16 protein-coding genes are annotated in these 14,670 nt (G+C 60.3%); 7 read left to right on the top strand and 9 right to left on the bottom strand.

Going from position 1 to position 14,670, the window contains the following annotated elements; genetic code table 11:
- Window positions 1-7 precede the first annotated feature (7 nt).
- Both C5F71_RS01650 and C5F71_RS01645 read right to left on the bottom strand, forming a co-directional pair.
- Window positions 8-565 carry a helix-turn-helix domain-containing protein gene (locus tag C5F71_RS01650; RefSeq protein WP_029296561.1) on the bottom strand — a complete coding sequence of 186 codons (558 nt, stop codon included), beginning with the start codon at window positions 563-565 and terminating at the stop codon, window positions 8-10.
- A gap of 120 nt (window positions 566-685) precedes the next feature.
- A complete protein-coding gene (locus C5F71_RS01645) occupies window positions 686-2,845 on the bottom strand; it encodes a WG repeat-containing protein (RefSeq protein WP_104910447.1) in 2,160 nt (719 codons plus the stop codon).
- 130 nt (window positions 2,846-2,975) lie between these two features.
- On the opposite strand from C5F71_RS01645, the gene C5F71_RS01640 reads away from it, so the two are divergent.
- Complete coding sequence (locus tag C5F71_RS01640) at window positions 2,976-3,281, top strand: RcnB family protein (protein ID WP_070995670.1); 306 nt, start codon at window positions 2,976-2,978, stop codon at window positions 3,279-3,281.
- A gap of 172 nt (window positions 3,282-3,453) precedes the next feature.
- Window positions 3,454-4,659, top strand: a complete 1,206-nt coding sequence (locus tag C5F71_RS01635) for an MFS transporter (protein ID WP_104910446.1) — start codon at window positions 3,454-3,456, stop codon at window positions 4,657-4,659.
- Window positions 4,660-4,788: 129 nt separating this feature from the next.
- Here C5F71_RS01635 and C5F71_RS01630 read toward each other — a convergent pair whose 3' ends face one another.
- From C5F71_RS01630 to C5F71_RS01620, 3 genes are all read right to left on the bottom strand, one after another.
- Complete coding sequence (locus tag C5F71_RS01630) at window positions 4,789-5,037, bottom strand: DUF1652 domain-containing protein (RefSeq protein ID WP_104910445.1); 249 nt, start codon at window positions 5,035-5,037, stop codon at window positions 4,789-4,791.
- 11 nt (window positions 5,038-5,048) lie between these two features.
- The gene (locus C5F71_RS01625; protein ID WP_029296551.1) at window positions 5,049-5,300 is read right to left on the bottom strand and encodes a CsbD family protein; all 252 of its coding nucleotides are present in this window, start codon (window positions 5,298-5,300) and stop codon (window positions 5,049-5,051) included.
- Between the two features lie 134 nt (window positions 5,301-5,434).
- Window positions 5,435-6,928 carry a PAS domain S-box protein gene (locus C5F71_RS01620; protein WP_104910444.1) on the bottom strand — a complete coding sequence of 498 codons (1,494 nt, stop codon included), beginning with the start codon at window positions 6,926-6,928 and terminating at the stop codon, window positions 5,435-5,437.
- Between the two features lie 312 nt (window positions 6,929-7,240).
- Here C5F71_RS01620 and C5F71_RS01610 point away from each other — a divergent pair, with 312 nt between their 5' ends.
- From C5F71_RS01610 to C5F71_RS01590, 5 genes are all read left to right on the top strand, one after another.
- A complete protein-coding gene (locus C5F71_RS01610) occupies window positions 7,241-8,209 on the top strand; it encodes a hypothetical protein (RefSeq protein WP_104910442.1) in 969 nt (322 codons plus the stop codon).
- 80 nt (window positions 8,210-8,289) lie between these two features.
- The gene (locus C5F71_RS01605; RefSeq protein WP_070995667.1) at window positions 8,290-8,916 is read left to right on the top strand and encodes a hypothetical protein; all 627 of its coding nucleotides are present in this window, start codon (window positions 8,290-8,292) and stop codon (window positions 8,914-8,916) included.
- Between the two features lie 153 nt (window positions 8,917-9,069).
- Window positions 9,070-9,414 carry an FKBP-type peptidyl-prolyl cis-trans isomerase gene (locus C5F71_RS01600; protein WP_029296546.1) on the top strand — a complete coding sequence of 115 codons (345 nt, stop codon included), beginning with the start codon at window positions 9,070-9,072 and terminating at the stop codon, window positions 9,412-9,414.
- 191 nt (window positions 9,415-9,605) lie between these two features.
- Window positions 9,606-10,826, top strand: a complete 1,221-nt coding sequence (locus tag C5F71_RS01595; protein WP_029296545.1) for a putative DNA modification/repair radical SAM protein — start codon at window positions 9,606-9,608, stop codon at window positions 10,824-10,826.
- Window positions 10,823-11,656 carry a TIGR03915 family putative DNA repair protein gene (locus tag C5F71_RS01590; protein WP_029296544.1) on the top strand — a complete coding sequence of 278 codons (834 nt, stop codon included), beginning with the start codon at window positions 10,823-10,825 and terminating at the stop codon, window positions 11,654-11,656. The genes C5F71_RS01595 and C5F71_RS01590 overlap by 4 nt, the downstream gene beginning before the upstream one ends.
- 120 nt (window positions 11,657-11,776) lie before the next feature.
- Here C5F71_RS01590 and C5F71_RS01580 read toward each other — a convergent pair whose 3' ends face one another.
- The 4 genes from C5F71_RS01580 to C5F71_RS01565 are packed head-to-tail and all read right to left on the bottom strand — an operon-like array spanning window position 11,777 to window position 14,546.
- Window positions 11,777-12,274, bottom strand: a complete 498-nt coding sequence (locus tag C5F71_RS01580) for an Lrp/AsnC family transcriptional regulator (RefSeq protein WP_029296543.1) — start codon at window positions 12,272-12,274, stop codon at window positions 11,777-11,779.
- A 14-nt stretch (window positions 12,275-12,288) separates the two neighbouring features.
- Window positions 12,289-13,131, bottom strand: a complete 843-nt coding sequence (locus C5F71_RS01575; RefSeq protein ID WP_254813628.1) for an ABC transporter ATP-binding protein — start codon at window positions 13,129-13,131, stop codon at window positions 12,289-12,291.
- Window positions 13,132-13,134: 3 nt separating this feature from the next.
- Window positions 13,135-13,848, bottom strand: a complete 714-nt coding sequence (locus tag C5F71_RS01570) for an ABC transporter permease (protein WP_029296541.1) — start codon at window positions 13,846-13,848, stop codon at window positions 13,135-13,137.
- Entirely contained in the window at window positions 13,845-14,546 is a 702-nt protein-coding gene (locus C5F71_RS01565) for an ABC transporter permease (RefSeq protein ID WP_104910440.1), read from the bottom strand. Before C5F71_RS01565 ends, C5F71_RS01570 begins: the two co-directional genes overlap by 4 nt.
- Between the last annotated feature and the right edge of the window lie 124 nt (window positions 14,547-14,670).

Below are 14,670 nucleotides of genomic sequence, written 5' to 3'. Positions count from 1 at the left end.
GTGTGCCTCAGTTATAGACCCACAGCACGCGGGCCGGCAGGTCGGTCAGGTTGCCGTAGCGGCAGTGGGCAAAACTGGCTAGGTGAAAGCTGTCGCCGGGGCCGAGGGTGACCGCATCGGCTTCGCCCTCGACCCATAGGGTCAGGTGGCCTTCAAGCACGAAACCGGCCTGCTCGGCGCGGTCGCTCATGGTCTGTTCGCCACTGTTGGCGCCGGGTTCGAGCAGACTGTCGAGGATCGAAAACGCCCCTTGCATGCTGGGGGAGACAAGGATGTCGGTGATGCCATTGGCGTAATACACCGTGCGCCGCTCGTTGGGCCGCGTGACCCAGGCCACTGCCTTGGGTTTGGACAGGCTGTAGAAATAGGTGGTGGGCACGTCGAGTGCATGGCTGATGGCGGTCAGGTCCGCCACGGTGGGGCGCGACAACCCACGCTCGACCTGGGACAGGAACCCCACGGAACGCTCGATCTTCTGTGCCAGTTGGGCCAGGGTGAGCTTTTTGTATTTGCGCAGGTCGTGAATCAGGATCGCCAGGGCGTCCAGTTCTTCTTGTTTGTCCATGGGAGGTTCGTGAAATTCTTGTCTAAAAATTTCATGAAAAATTACAGGATTAATTTCACGGATGCAATAGCGGTCCTGTTGTAAGAGCCGGCAAACCGGCTCCTACAACGATGCCATCATTCACTCGCGCTCGAAGCTATCGGTCTGGTTGCCATCGGCGTCGAACACATTCACGCGGTTTGGCACCTGCGCATCCCAGATGCTATAGGTCGCGTCGTTGCTGTTGTACGGGTAGCTGTAGCTGGTATATGACCCAAGTTTTTTCACCACGCGGTTGTTTTTGTCGATCAGTACCAACCCTTCAAAATTATCCATTTCTGCCGAGGCCAGGTTTTTCTGGAATGGGTTGAGTTTGCTGTAGGTCATGGGCACGCGCAGTTTGCCGTGTACGTCGATGGCGCCATAGCGGCTACCCTTTTGCACCACCGCCATGCCGTTGGAAAACGGGTTGACGTCATCGAAGGGCAGGCTAAAAGGCAGCGCCTTGCCCTGTTCGTTGATAAAGCTGTATTTGCGGCTGCCACGGTCCTGGATCAGCAGAGGCTGGCCCTGGACAAACTGGCCGAAGACGGTCGCGCCGGGTGGGTTGAGTTTCTTCATCTGCAGGTTGTAGACGTCGGTCTGTTTCTGGTCGGCGGAGGTGGCGTAGATAAACTCGCCGCTGCTGTTGATTGCGGAGTAGCGCGGTGCCAACAGCTCCTTGCCGCTCAGGCTCCAGGCGCCGTACAACGAGTTTGAGCCATAGGTGGTCTCGCCAGGGCGGGCGATGAACACGTTGCCGATCACACTGGGGTTGACGTACTTCATCGGCACCACGACCTGTAGCTTCTTCACGTCGTAGACCCCATAGGGGCCGTTGGTTTCACGCTCGACAATCATCAGGTTGTTGTTGACCGCGCTGTCGATGATTTCGAAGGGCAGTTCTTTCAACGTCTGCGTACCGGGTACAAAGGCAAAGTACTTGAACTGCAATTCGCTCCAGCCCTCGCCGGAAGATTTTTCGCCGACCAAGATGTGGTACACGCCGGGCATCTCGGTGGTATCAATGCGCTTGAAGCGCGGCTTGACCACCCACTGCCCCTTGCTGTCGATAAAGCCGCTGCTTTCGCTGGCGCTGTCGTAGGCGATGTAGCGCTCGCGAGGGGCGGTGCTGTTGTGCATGTCCCAATCAAGGGTTTGGGGTTGGAGCGGGTCCAGCACGTAAATCACGATGCTGGCGGGGGTGTCTTCGAATTGGTAGGTGGCCTGCACGTTACTCAGCTCGCTGTCGGAGCTGGGCAGGTTGCTGGCGAACTGTTCCAGGTGATCCTGCACCGCAGCGGCCGTCTTGAAGTCGGCGAAGTTGTCTGCCATGCGCAGCAGTTCGTTGTAGTAGGCCCGCAGGTTGGCTTTTTGTTCGGCGGTGGGCGAAGTGTTGGAGCTGTTGCCAGCGCTGTACAGCGTCTTGCCATCGGCGGTCAGGCCCTGGATTACATAGGATTTGTTCTTCGGCGTTGCCAGTTGCAAGGAGGCGCTGGCGTCGCCCAGGTGGGTCAGTTGGTACACCTCGCCACCCTCGGCGGTGGCTTTCGGGTGGGCCCGGTCGAGGACGATTTTATTGAAGCCGGGGTAGGCCTGATAAGTCAGGGCCAGGCTGATGCGTTCCAGGGGCTTGTTGAGCTTGAGTTCGGCCTGGGTGGTGTCCTGGTCTTGCTCCTCACTGTCTTCATCCTTGATCGCCACCTCGGCGAACGGCTGCTGCGAGCCGTCGCGAAAGTACAGGGTCTGGATGCGATAGCTGGTTTCGGTCTGCTGATCGGGCAGGGCCCCGCGCTTGAGCACCTCGCGAATCGCCTCGACTTCCAGCTTTAGCCCGGACGCATTGTCGAAGAACAACTGCTGGAACTGCCCTGGTGTGCGCTTGAGGTCGGTCAATGCCGCCTTCAGTTCGGCGGCGGGGAAGGGTACGAACGGCTCCTCATAGTTCAGCTCTTTCTGTTCGCCTGGCGTGGGGGTGGCCGGGCCGATTTCCAGGCGCATGCTTTCGAGCATGGCGATGCGGTTGATGCCGTCGCGCATATCGAGGATCAGGTAATTCAGGCGTTTTTTTGCTTCTGGCAACGGCAGGTCCCGGATGCCATCCACACCGCCCTCATTGAGTTGCGCTTCGCTGTATTGGGGACCGTCAAGCAGGCCGTGGGTGGCACGGCGGTCCAGCAAGTAATAAGTGGCACCGCCAATCACGGCGATCACGATCAGGGCGCTGGCCAGCAGTTTGGTTCGGGTCAGGGCTGTTTTCATTGTTCTCGGACTCGATGGAGGGCTGGCGCAAGATTAGCAGGCACCGATACCCGTGGCTGTATTGCCGCTGAATGATTGCAGGGCCCTGCTGTCGGAACCTGGGTACACATCATTTATTGAAGGAATGCCCATGAAAGCAACGTCCCTGATTGCCAGCCTGCTGGTTGCCGCCAGCCTGTCCGCCACCAGCCTTACCGTGCAGGCCGAGGACAATCCGCAGAAAACCGTGGAGCCTTCAAACATCAATACCCGAGACTTGAAAGTGGGAGACCGTGCGCCGGATATCCTGGTGCGCAAGGAATCGGCCCTTGCGGACTGGAAAAAGCGCGGGCTCAAAGCGCCCCATGACGACAGCCAGTGGGCGCGGGTCAACGACCGTTATGTGCTGGTGAAAATCACCAATGGCACCATCCTCGATATCACGCCTGCCAAATAAGCGATTGTGGGGGGGCGGGCCAATGCCTTCCTCCCCTGGGGTCGAGGTATTTAAAAAATCATGCACGACTGCATAAAAACGGCATTTTTTGCCGCTCGTCCTGAGTTAAGGTAGCTGCGCTTTGCGCCTGTCGTAGCCTGTGCAACGACGACTTTCAGGGAACGAGAGCAGGATGCTGAAAACAATAAAAAACTACCCCCGCAGCGTAAACCTGCTGCTATCGGCCACGCTGGTACTGACCCTGGCCAAGGCGATCACTTTTCCGTACATGGTGATCTACCTGTCCAGCCACTTCGCCCTGGGTATCAGCGAGGTGGGCCTGGTGATCGGCAGTTCGCTGATCGTCGGATCCCTGCTGAGTGTGTATGGCGGGTTCCTTGTGGACCGGGTCAATAGCTACCGGCTGTTGCTGGGGCTGAGCCTGCTGTTTGTCCTGGGGTTTGTCGGCACGCTGCTGGCCCGCGAGCTGTGGCTTTTCTACAGTTGCCTGATCCTGATCAACCTGGCGTATGCGGTGATCGATGTCGCGGTCAAGGCCGGCTTTGCCAGCCTGTTACCCGTCGACGCGCGCAGCGAAGTGTTTTCCATCAAGTACACCCTGACCAATATCGGCTATGCGGTAGGGCCGTTCTTGGGCGCGATGGTGGCCAAGGTCGACATGAGCCTGCCGTTTGTCTTGTCGGTGCTGCTGGGGATGGGGTTCTTCCTGCTCTACTGGCGCTGGGGCGACCGCCGCCTGGCGACGATCGACACCGCGCAAAAACCGGTGCCTTTCCTCGCGGTGGGCCGGGTATTGCTGCGCGATCATCGCCTGGTGTGCTTTACCCTCGGCGGCTTGCTCAGCGCGGTGGTGTTCGGGCAGTTTACCGCCTACCTGTCGCAATACCTGGTGACCACCTCGGACGCCGAATACACCTACACCGTAATCAGCGCCATTCTGACCACCAACGCACTGCTGGTGATCGCCCTGCAATACGTGATCGGCCGGCAGATCAGCCACCGTCACCTGAGCCGCTGGCTGCTCCTGGGGCTGGCGATGTTCATGGTGGGGGTGATCGGCTTTGCGCTGTCCACCAGCGTGTGGTGGTGGGTGGTGTCGATGGCGATCTTTACCGTGGGGGAAATCATCGTGTTCCCCGCCGAGTACATGTTTATCGACCGCATCGCCCCGGACCACCTGCGGGGCATGTACTACGGCGCGCAAAACCTCTCCAACCTCGGCGCCGCGCTGGGGCCGGTGTTGTGCGGGCTGGTGCTGGCCAGCCTGCCGGCGCACTACATGTTCTACATGCTGGCCGGGTTTATCGTGGCCGGGGGGCTGTTCTACTTTATCGGGGCGTCGTTGAAGCCGCGCCCTGACATCCCACCCCCTGTGTAAACGACTGCGTCCCTGTGGGAGCGGGCTTGCCCGCGATTGCGGCCTGTCAGTAAATGCATCTTTGACTGATCCGCCGCCATCGCGGGCAAGCCCGCTCCCACAGGGGATAGTGCCTACAAAGGGGCGGGGTCAGATGGAGATGGCACCGCCCACGGTGTTGCTGTGCAATTCGTAGCGCAATTCTTCGACCATCGTCGCGACGTCCTGCGGGGTCTTGAGCTTGTTCACGCTGATCCCGGTCACCACCAGGTCCACGCGGCCAGTCTCGGCATCAAACACCTTCAACGTCAGTGACGAATCGCGGCACAGGGTGAACTCGCAAGTCAGCGGCAACAAGGCTTCTTCGATGCAGTTACGCAGTTGGGACAAGGTAAACATGCCGGCCCCCATTAACGACGACGCAGCAACAGGCCCAGGACCAGACCCACGCCCGCGACGATTGCCACGGTGGCCAGCGGCTTGCGTTGGGCAAAGTCACCGACATTGTCCAGCACATCGCCATAGGTCTGTTGCAGTTGGCCGGCCGCCTGGCGCGCTACGCCCTGGGCCTGGAGTTGTTCGTCATCGGTCATGTCGCCAAGAAAGTCCTGGGCCTTGCCGACGGCCTTTTCCACGCGGCCTTTGATTTGTTCACTTTTCATGATGTCTCCTTCAAGGGTAACAATCGCCATGGCACAGAGCGTCAAACCCTGTGGCTACCCTTCAAGGTTAAGCAGCCCATCCCCTCGCAATAAGGCGAATTTGCACTGGTAGGGCTAGTGCATTTGCACTTGGTTCATGGTTTTTTTACCCGTCGCTCGCCAGCAAACAGCCCTCGTTCCCGCGCCCATACAATCGCGGCGCTGCGGCTGTGTACGTTGAGCTTGGAGTACACCGTTGCCACATGATTGCGCACGGTATTGGGCGCCAGCTTCAGGCGCGAGGCGATTTCCTTGTCGGCCAGGCCTTCACAGATCAACCCCAGTACATCCCGCTCACGGGCGGTCAGGTCGGTGAAGGCGATGTTCGGTTGGTTGGGGCTGTTGACGCTCTTGGCGTTGGCCAGTTTTTCGATCAGCGTCTGGCTGAACCAGGACGCGTCCTTCATCACTTCCTCGATGGCCGACACCAACTCCAACTCCGAGCGTTTGCGCTCGGTGATGTTCATCATCACCAGCAGGTAACAGGCGGTGTCCTGGATGGTCACGGTGTCGGCCGACACCACGCAGTCAATCACCTCATGGCCTTTCTTGCGGATCTTCAGGTCCTGGCCTTCGAGGCTGCCGGCCTTTTCCAGGGTGGCGAACAACTGCGTGCAGGCCTCGCTGCTGTCGATAAAGTTGATATCGCTGATGGATTTGCCGATCAACTCTTCGCTGGTGTAGCCGGTGATGGTCATGAACGCGTCGTTGACGTCCACCACCTGCTGATTGCCCGCATCGCACACCAGGGTTGGCACCGGCGTCAGGCGGAACGACTTGGCAAACCGCTCCTCGCTCTGGCGCAGGGCGGTTTCGGCCTTGCGCCGGGGCTCCAGGTCGGTGAAGGAAAACAGCATGCATTCCTCATCGTTCATATCCAGCGGCTGGCCGGCGACAATAACCAGCTTGCTGCCGCCTTCGGGCAGCTTCAGCTCGGCTTGCATCTGCGGGATGGTCGCACCTTCGCCCAGGCGCTGGATCGCCAACTCCTTGCGCTCGGCCTGTTCCAGCACGTCCAGTTCGTACACCGAACGGCCGATGACCTGGTCGCGGTTGTAGCCGGTCATTTCGAGGAAGCCCTGGTTGACCTTGATATAGCGCAAATCACTCAAGCGGCAGATCACCGCCGGCGCCGGGTTGGCGTTGAAGGTCTTTTCAAAACGCTGCTCGGCGCTGGCCCATTCGGTGGCATCGCTGAGGATCAGCACCAGCAGTTCCGGCTTGCCGGCGCTGTCGGTGAGCGCCAGGCTGCGCAGGCGATGGACCCAGGTGCGGTCGGGGTCGGCAGTGGGCGTGACTTCTACTACCACATCGCTGAACGCTTCGCCGTTGGCCACTCGGCTCAGTGGATAGGCTTCCAAGGGCAGCGGGTGATTGTTGCGGTAGCGCAGGGCAAAACGCTCGGCGTATTCGGCGGTATTGGCGCCAAGCCCGGCAATATCGCCCAGGCCATGCATGGTCAGTGCAGCATCGTTGGCCCACAGAATGCTCTGGTCGAGTTCGGCGAGAATCACCCCGTCGGACAGGCCGGAAATGATCTGCTGCAATTGGCGGCGATTGGTTTCTTGGGCGAGGACGGCCTGGCTCATGCTTTCTCCAAAAAGGGTAGATAAGGACAACCTTGTCTCTTGTAGGAGCGAGCTTGCTCGCGAAGGTCTCCAACGGTAACGCGCGCGCCCTGGAAGAACGCGGCGCCCTCAGGTTCTTCGCGAGCAAGCTCGCTCTTACAAAACAGGGCGTGTCTGGCACATGTGGGGTACGACAACAGAGCCTGAGCATAGTGCAGAGCCAATCACCCTGGCGGGGTGCGAATGCACCAGCCGTCCTAGTGCATTTGTGCCGAGACCGTAGCCACCGGTCTGGACACACTGAAGGCCTACTCATTTGTCCAAGGAACGATCATGACCACTCTTTATGAAACCAACCGTTCGCCGTTTCGCGTGTCCTGGGGCTCAGTCCTGGCCGGTAGTGCAATTGCCCTGGTGACCTACCTGGTGCTGAGCGTTCTGGGCACTGCCATCGGCGCCAGTGCGGTCGACCCAATGGCGGCCGGCAACCCGCTGAGCGGTTTTGGCACCGGCGCCGGGATCTGGCTGTTTGTCTCTACCTTGCTGGCGATTGGCGTAGGCGCCTTTGTCGCCGGCCGTACCGCTCCGGATCGTGGAGGCCTGCATGGTGTCCTGAGCTGGACCATCACCACCTTGCTCACCACCTGGCTGCTGGCGGCATTGGCCACCAGCGTGGTGGGCGCCGCAGGCAATGTGGTGGGCAAAGGCCTGTCGGCGGCCGGCAGCGGGATTGCTGCGGTAGCCCCCGGCATCAGCGACAGCGTCAAGCAGCAGTTGAACGAGAAGGGCATCAGTCTGGATTGGGACAGCCTGCAGGGCGAGCTCGACACCTTGCTCAAGCAAAGCGGCAAGGCAGAACTGGATCCCGCCAATGTCGAGCAAAAAGCCGACCAGGCAGCGGCAGACGGCCAGCAAGCAGCCACTGATGCAGCCACCCATCCAGCCCAGGCGGCGGCTGAACTCAAGCAGTGGTTCGAACGCGTCAAAGCCTCCGGTGAACCTGCGTTGAACGCGGCAGACAAAGAGGCGCTGGTCAACATCGTCGCCGCCCGCACCGGCAAGAGCCAGGCCGAGGCCAGCCAGATTGTCGAGAACTATGCCCAGGCCTACCAACAGGCTGTGCAGAAAGTCCAAGAGCTGAAGGCCCAAGCTGAACAACAGGCCCGTGAAGCGGGTGAAGTAGCGGCCAAGCAACTGTCCCGCGCGGCGTGGAGCACCTTGTTGATGCTGGTACTGGGCGCGGCATTGAGCTTTGGCATTGGTCGCCTGGCCATTTCGACCCGCAAAGTGCCATTGGCTTGATCAAGGCCAATTGATGTCATGACCACAACACCTTGCGTGAGCGCGTAAACTGTCGGCTTTTTTCGCGCTCACGCAAAGGTATGCTTTTGACCCCGGTAAAAACCACAGCCCTCCTGCTCTTCACCACCTTATTGGCGGCGTGCGGTACCTCACCGCCGCGCTCCCCCGATGACCTCTGCGCCATCTTCCGCGAGAAGGACGACTGGTACGACGCGGCCAAAGTCACCCAGAAACGCTGGGGTGTGCCGATCCAGATACCGTTCGCCATCATGTACCAGGAATCGGGCTTCCGGCAGAACGCCAAGACCCCGCGCAAATACCTGTTGTGGATCATCCCCTGGGGCCGTGTGAGCACCGCCGCCGGCTATGCCCAGGCCAAGGATGAAGTGTGGGGCGACTACCAGAAAAGCACCGGCCGCAACTGGGCCAGCCGCCAGGACTTCGACGATGCCATCGACTTTGTCGGCTGGTACATGGACAAGACCGCCACCATCAACGGCGTGTACAAATACGACGCCTACGGCCAGTACCTGAACTACCACGAAGGCTGGGGCGGCTACCGCAACCGCACCTATGCCAGCAAGGCCTGGTTGTTGCCGGTTGCCGGCAAGGTCAAGGCCCGTTCCGATCTGTATGCGCGCCAGTATGCGGGGTGCAAGGCGGATCTGGAGCGGGGGTTCTGGGGGCGGTTTTGGCGGTGGTTGTGAGCGAGCGGCTTCGGGGTTCGCTATAGAAAGACAGGGATTGTTACAGCGGTTGTGGAGGGGGAGGGAAGTCTCACGGCTGCGATTATTCCTGCACTTGCCAAACCCCGCCGATTCTGGGAAAAACCGAGCCTGTTGAACCCAACGAGATTCCCCATGAGCGACGAAACACTGCAAATCACCGACATCCGCCAAGGCGACGGTAAAACCGTGGTCAAGGGTGCACTCATTACCACCCAATACACCGGCACCCTGGAAGACGGTACGGTGTTTGACTCGTCCTGGGAGCGGGGCAAGCCGTTTCAGTGTGTGATTGGAACAGGGCGTGTGATCAAGGGATGGGACCAGGGCCTGATCGGGATGAAGGTCGGCGGGCTGCGCAAGCTGTTTGTGCCGGCGCATCTGGCCTATGGCGAGCGAACGATGGGCAAGCATATCCAACCCCATAGCAACCTGCATTTCGAGATTGAGTTGCTGGAAGTGCTGACACGCGACGATTGAAGACCTGACACCGAGCCCCTGCAGGAGCCGGCTTGCCGGTGATGGCGTTCCAAGGTACGCCGCACGTCTGCGGGCCTTGTCGCCGACAAGCTGGCTCCTACAGTGATTTGTTCTACCGTTCGCCTGTCTGTCCTTGAATAGCACGCGTCGCTGCTGATACTGTACAAAAATACAGTATCCGGTAGCCCGCCATGCAGTTGATCGAAAAACTCAGCATCCTCGCCGATGCGGCCAAGTACGACGCGTCCTGCGCCAGCAGCGGGGCGCCCAAGCGCAGTTCCGAGGGCAAGGCCGGGCTGGGATCGAGCGATGGCATGGGCATTTGCCACAGCTACACGCCCGATGGGCGCTGTGTGTCGTTGCTCAAGGTGTTGCTGACCAATTTCTGCCTTTACGACTGCCAATACTGTGTCAACCGCCGCTCCAGCGATGTGCCCCGTGCACGGTTCAACCCGGAGGAGGTGGTGAGCCTGACCCTGGACTTCTACCGGCGCAATTGCGTCAGTGGCTTGTTTCTCAGTTCGGGGATCATCCGTTCGGCGGACTACACCATGGAGCAGTTGGTACGGGTCGCCAAGCTGTTGCGCGAGGAGCATGACTTTCGCGGTTACATCCACCTCAAGACCATTCCCGAAGCCGATCCTGCATTGATCGCCGAGGCCGGGCGTTATGCCGATCGCTTGAGTGTGAACATTGAGTTGCCCACCGATAAGAGCCTGCAGATCCTCGCGCCAGAGAAGCAGATCGGCTCGATCAAGCAGGCGATGCAGACGATTTTCACCGGCGAGCAAACCGTGCTCAACGAGCCCCGTTCACCGCGTTTTGCGCCGGCGGGGCAGAGCACGCAGATGATTGTCGGTGCCGATGACACGGATGACAGCACTATCCTCCACGGTGCCGAAGCGTTGTATGGCAACTTCAAGTTGCGCCGGGTCTATTACTCGGCGTTCAGCCCGATCCCCAATAGCCCGAAAAGCGTGCCCCTGGCGGCGCCGCCGTTGATGCGCGAGCACCGGTTGTATCAAGCGGATTTCCTGCTGCGCAGTTATGGCTTTCGCGCCAATGAACTGTTCGCCGGGCCGGGGGATCTGGCGCTGGATATCGACCCCAAACTGGCCTGGGCCCTGGAGCATCGTGAGGTGTTCCCGCTGGACCTGAACCGTGCCGAGGCGACGTTGATCGCACGGATCCCGGGGATTGGCCTGCGCACCACCGAGCGTCTGGTGGAACTGCGCCGGCAGCGCAAGATCCGCTTTGAAGACCTGGCGCGCATGCGCTGCGTGTTGACCAAGGCCAAGCCGTTTTTCATCACCAGCGACTACCACCCTCAACAAGCGGAAAGCACCAGCGTGCTGCTGCGCGAGCAACTGCGCGACCGCCCGCAACCGCAACAGATGGGGTTGTGGGGATGATCAGCCTGGAATGCGACAACCTGTTCAGTACCTGGCGCGAGCAGGCGCGCTGGCTGCTCAGCCATCAGATCGACCCCAGCCATGTCAGTTGGGGCGAAGTGGAAGTGGCGGATCTGTTCGCCACCGATGAGCATTACCCCGCGCACAATGGCCCGTTCCAGGCGCGTATACCGAAGGCGCTGCTGGAGTTGCTGGAAAGCGCAGCCTGTTACCACGGCGAGCAACGCTGGAGCCTGCTGTATGAAGTGCTGTGGCGTGTCAGCCATGGTGACCGCACGGCAATGATGGCCGGGGATCAACTGGGCAGCGAGCTGCAGCGGCGGATCAAGCAGGTGCGGCGCGAAGCGCATCATCTGCACGCGTTTGTACGTTTTATCGCCCTGCCGGCAGCGGCGGGCCCGCAGTTGCCGGAGTACGTGGCGTGGCACGAGCCGGCCCACGACATTTTGCACAGTGCCAGCCAGCACTTTGTCGGGCGCATGGGCCGCCATCGCTGGATGATCGCCACGCCCCTGGATGGGGTGTATTACGACGGTGAGCAGTTGATCCATCAACGCCAGTGCCCGGAGCAATGGCAGCAGTTGGCGCAGAATGTCGAGGACCCACACAGTGCCATGTGGCTGACCTACTACAGCCATATCTTCAACCCGGCACGGTTGAATCCCAAAGTCATGGAAGGGCACCTGCCGAGCCGGTTCTGGAAGAATCTGCCGGAGGGCAAGTTGATACCGGGGTTGATCAGCGAGGCGCGAACGGGGAAGCAGCGGGATGGGCAGGCGAGCCTCGTGGCGGCTCGGCGAGGTAAGAGAATATCAAGCGGGCACGGTTAAATGTGGGAGCGGGCTTGCTCGCGAATGCGGCGTATCAGTCAACCTATCCATCACTGACCCACCGCATTCGCGAGCAAGCCCGCTCCCACATTTGATCTTCTGTGTATCTGGCAGTGCGTCTCAGGCCAACTCAGTCGCAGTGTTTTTCACCACCGCCAACTCCGGATGGGCCACCAATTTATCAATGTGCAGCTCATCATTGTTTAACCAGGTTTCCGTCAGCACGCGGTAGTGCTCCATGTCCCGGCAGCGCATGCGCAGGCTGTAGTCGAAGGGGCCGCTGATCAGTTGGCATTCGAACACTTGCGGGCAGGCCTTGACGCAGGCTTCGAAGGCCTTTTGCGCCGAGCGCCCGCTCTGGTTGGACAGGGCCACCAGCACCAGCAACGACAACCCCGGCGAGACCATCTGCACATCGATGATCGCGCCATAGCCGCGTATCACCCCGCGCCGCTCCAGCTTGCGCACCCGTTCCAGGCAGGGCCTGGGGGTCAGGTGCACCAGCGAAGACAGCTTCTCGTAGGTGATGCGCCCCTGATGGCGCAATACATCGATGATGGCTTCATCAATGCGATCCAGCGCAGGGGAGGAATGGGGTCCGTTGGCCTTGGTATCCATGGTCGATTCTGTATTCACTTCAAGCGGTTGGAGAGAAATTGCTGCAAACGTTCGCTCTTGGGATGGTCGAGAATCTCGGCGTTGCCTTGTTCTTCGACACGGCCCTGGTGCAGGAACAGCACCTGGCTGGACACCTGCCGGGCAAAGCCCATTTCGTGGGTGACCATGAGCATGGTACGACCTTCCTCGGCCAACGTCTGTATGACTTTGAGGACTTCCCCTACAAGCTCTGGATCCAGCGCCGAGGTCGGTTCGTCGAACAGGATAATCTCCGGCTCCATGGCCAGCGCCCTGGCGATGGCCACCCGCTGTTGCTGGCCGCCGGAGAGAAACGCCGGGTATTGATCCGCGACCCGGCTTGGCAGGCCAACTTTATCCAGGTACATCCGCGCGCGTTTTTCCGCTTCGGCGGCGCTCACGCCCAACACCCGGCGCGGTGCCATGCAGATGTTCTCCAGCACGGTCATGTGGCTCCACAGGTTGAAATGCTGGAACACCATGGCCAGGCGCGTGCGCAGGTTCTGCAGTTGCGCCTGGTGCGGCGCTTGCACGCCGGCGCGGCCCTGGCGCATTTCAATGCTGATGCCATCCAGGGTAATCACCCCAGCGTCGGGTTGTTCGAGGAAGTTGATGCAGCGCAGCATGGTGCTCTTGCCGGAGCCGCTGGCGCCGATCAGGCTGATCACGTCGCCCTTGCTGGCGTTAAGGGAAACGCCCTTGAGCACTTCATGCTCGCCGTAGCTTTTGTGCAGGTCTTCGACCTTGAGCTTGACGCTGGCACTGGCAGCAACAGCAGTCGGGCGGGAGGTGGCAAGATCAGCAGGATGGGCGGCCAGGGCCTGTGCGGACTGGTTCATGGGTTAGCCTCGGGTCGGGACAAGAAAGCGCATCCAGCGTCGTTCGGCCAGTCGGAACAGGCCCACCAATGCAAAGGACAGCAGCATGTACAGCAGCGCGGCAATGCCGAAGGCCTGGAACGTAAGGAACGTTTCGGCGTTGGCGTCGCGGGCCACCTTGAGGATGTCGGCGATGGTTGCGGTAAACGCCAGGGACGTGGCGTGCAGCATCAGGATCATTTCGTTGCTGTAGGCCGGCAACGCGCGGCGCAGCGCGGCGGGGATCACCACGAACAGGTTCATCCGCCAGCCGTGCAAACCATAGGCCCGCGCTGCTTCAATTTCACCGTGGGGAATATTGCGAATGGCCCCGGCGAAGATTTCCACGGTGTAGGCACAGGTGTTGAGCACAAAGGCCAGGAGGGTGCAGTTCAACGCATCGCGGAAAAACTGATTGAGCAGGGCGGTGTCTTGCACCACTTGCAGGCTGTACAGGCCGGTGTAGCAAATCAGCAACTGGATATACAGCGGCGTGCCACGAAACAGGTAGGTGTACACCTCCACCGGCCAGCGTAGCCAGAAGTGCTCGCTGACGCGGGCAATTGCCAGCGGGATCGACAGGACAAACCCGAGGATCACCGACACGATAAACAGCCACAAGGTCATGGCCACTCCGGAAAAGCCCGAGCCATCGGTCCACAGGTACGCCAGGCCATATTGCTGGATCAGTTCAATCATCGCGCGACCCCCTTGATGCCGACGTTGTAGCGCCGTTCCAGGCGTTTGAAGATGCGGTTGGAGAGGGTGGTGATCAACAGGTACACCAGGCCCGCGAGGATCAGGAAGTACAGCGGGTCATTGGTGGTCTTGCCGGCGTTCTGCGCGGCCTTGACCAGGTCTGCCAGGCCGATGATCGACACCAGCGCCGTGGACTTGAGCAGCACCAGCCAGTTATTGCCCAACCCCGGCAGCGCAAAGCGCATCAATTGCGGGAACATCACCAGCCGAAAGCGCTGCCAGCGACTCAAGCCGTAGGCGGTCGCTGCTTCCAGTTGGCCCACGGGCACACTGAGCATCGCGCCGCGAAAGTTTTCGGTGAAATACGCGCCGTAGATAAAGCCCAGGGTGATGACGCCTGCGGTGAATGGATCGATTTCGAAGTAATTCCAGCCGAGCATTTCGGTCAGGTCATTGAGCCACAGTTGCAGGCTGTAGAAGATCAGCAGGATCAGCACCAGGTCCGGCACACTGCGGATCAAAGTGGTGTAGAGCGTGGCCGGGATGCGCAACAGCTTATGGCTGGACAGCTTGGCACCGGCGGCGACCAGGCCCAGGGTCAGGCTCAGGACCAGCGCGAGGAACGCCAGCTTGATGGTCATCCAGGCACCCTGGGCCAACAGCGGGCCGAAGCCTTGCAGGTTGAGGAGTTCATTCATGGGGGGAGATCTCGATGGGCACGGTGTCCCTTTTGTAGGAGCGAGCTTGCTCGCGAAGAACTCAAGGGCACCGCGTTTAATCTGGCTTTACGCGTTATCGTTGACGTTTTTCGCGAGCAAGCTG

This window comes from Pseudomonas sp. LG1D9, from assembly GCF_002949995.1.
GTDB lineage: Bacteria > Pseudomonadota > Gammaproteobacteria > Pseudomonadales > Pseudomonadaceae > Aquipseudomonas > Aquipseudomonas proteolytica.
The sequence above is the reverse complement of the archived record's forward strand: the minus strand, read 5'-3'. Positions and strand labels throughout refer to the sequence as shown.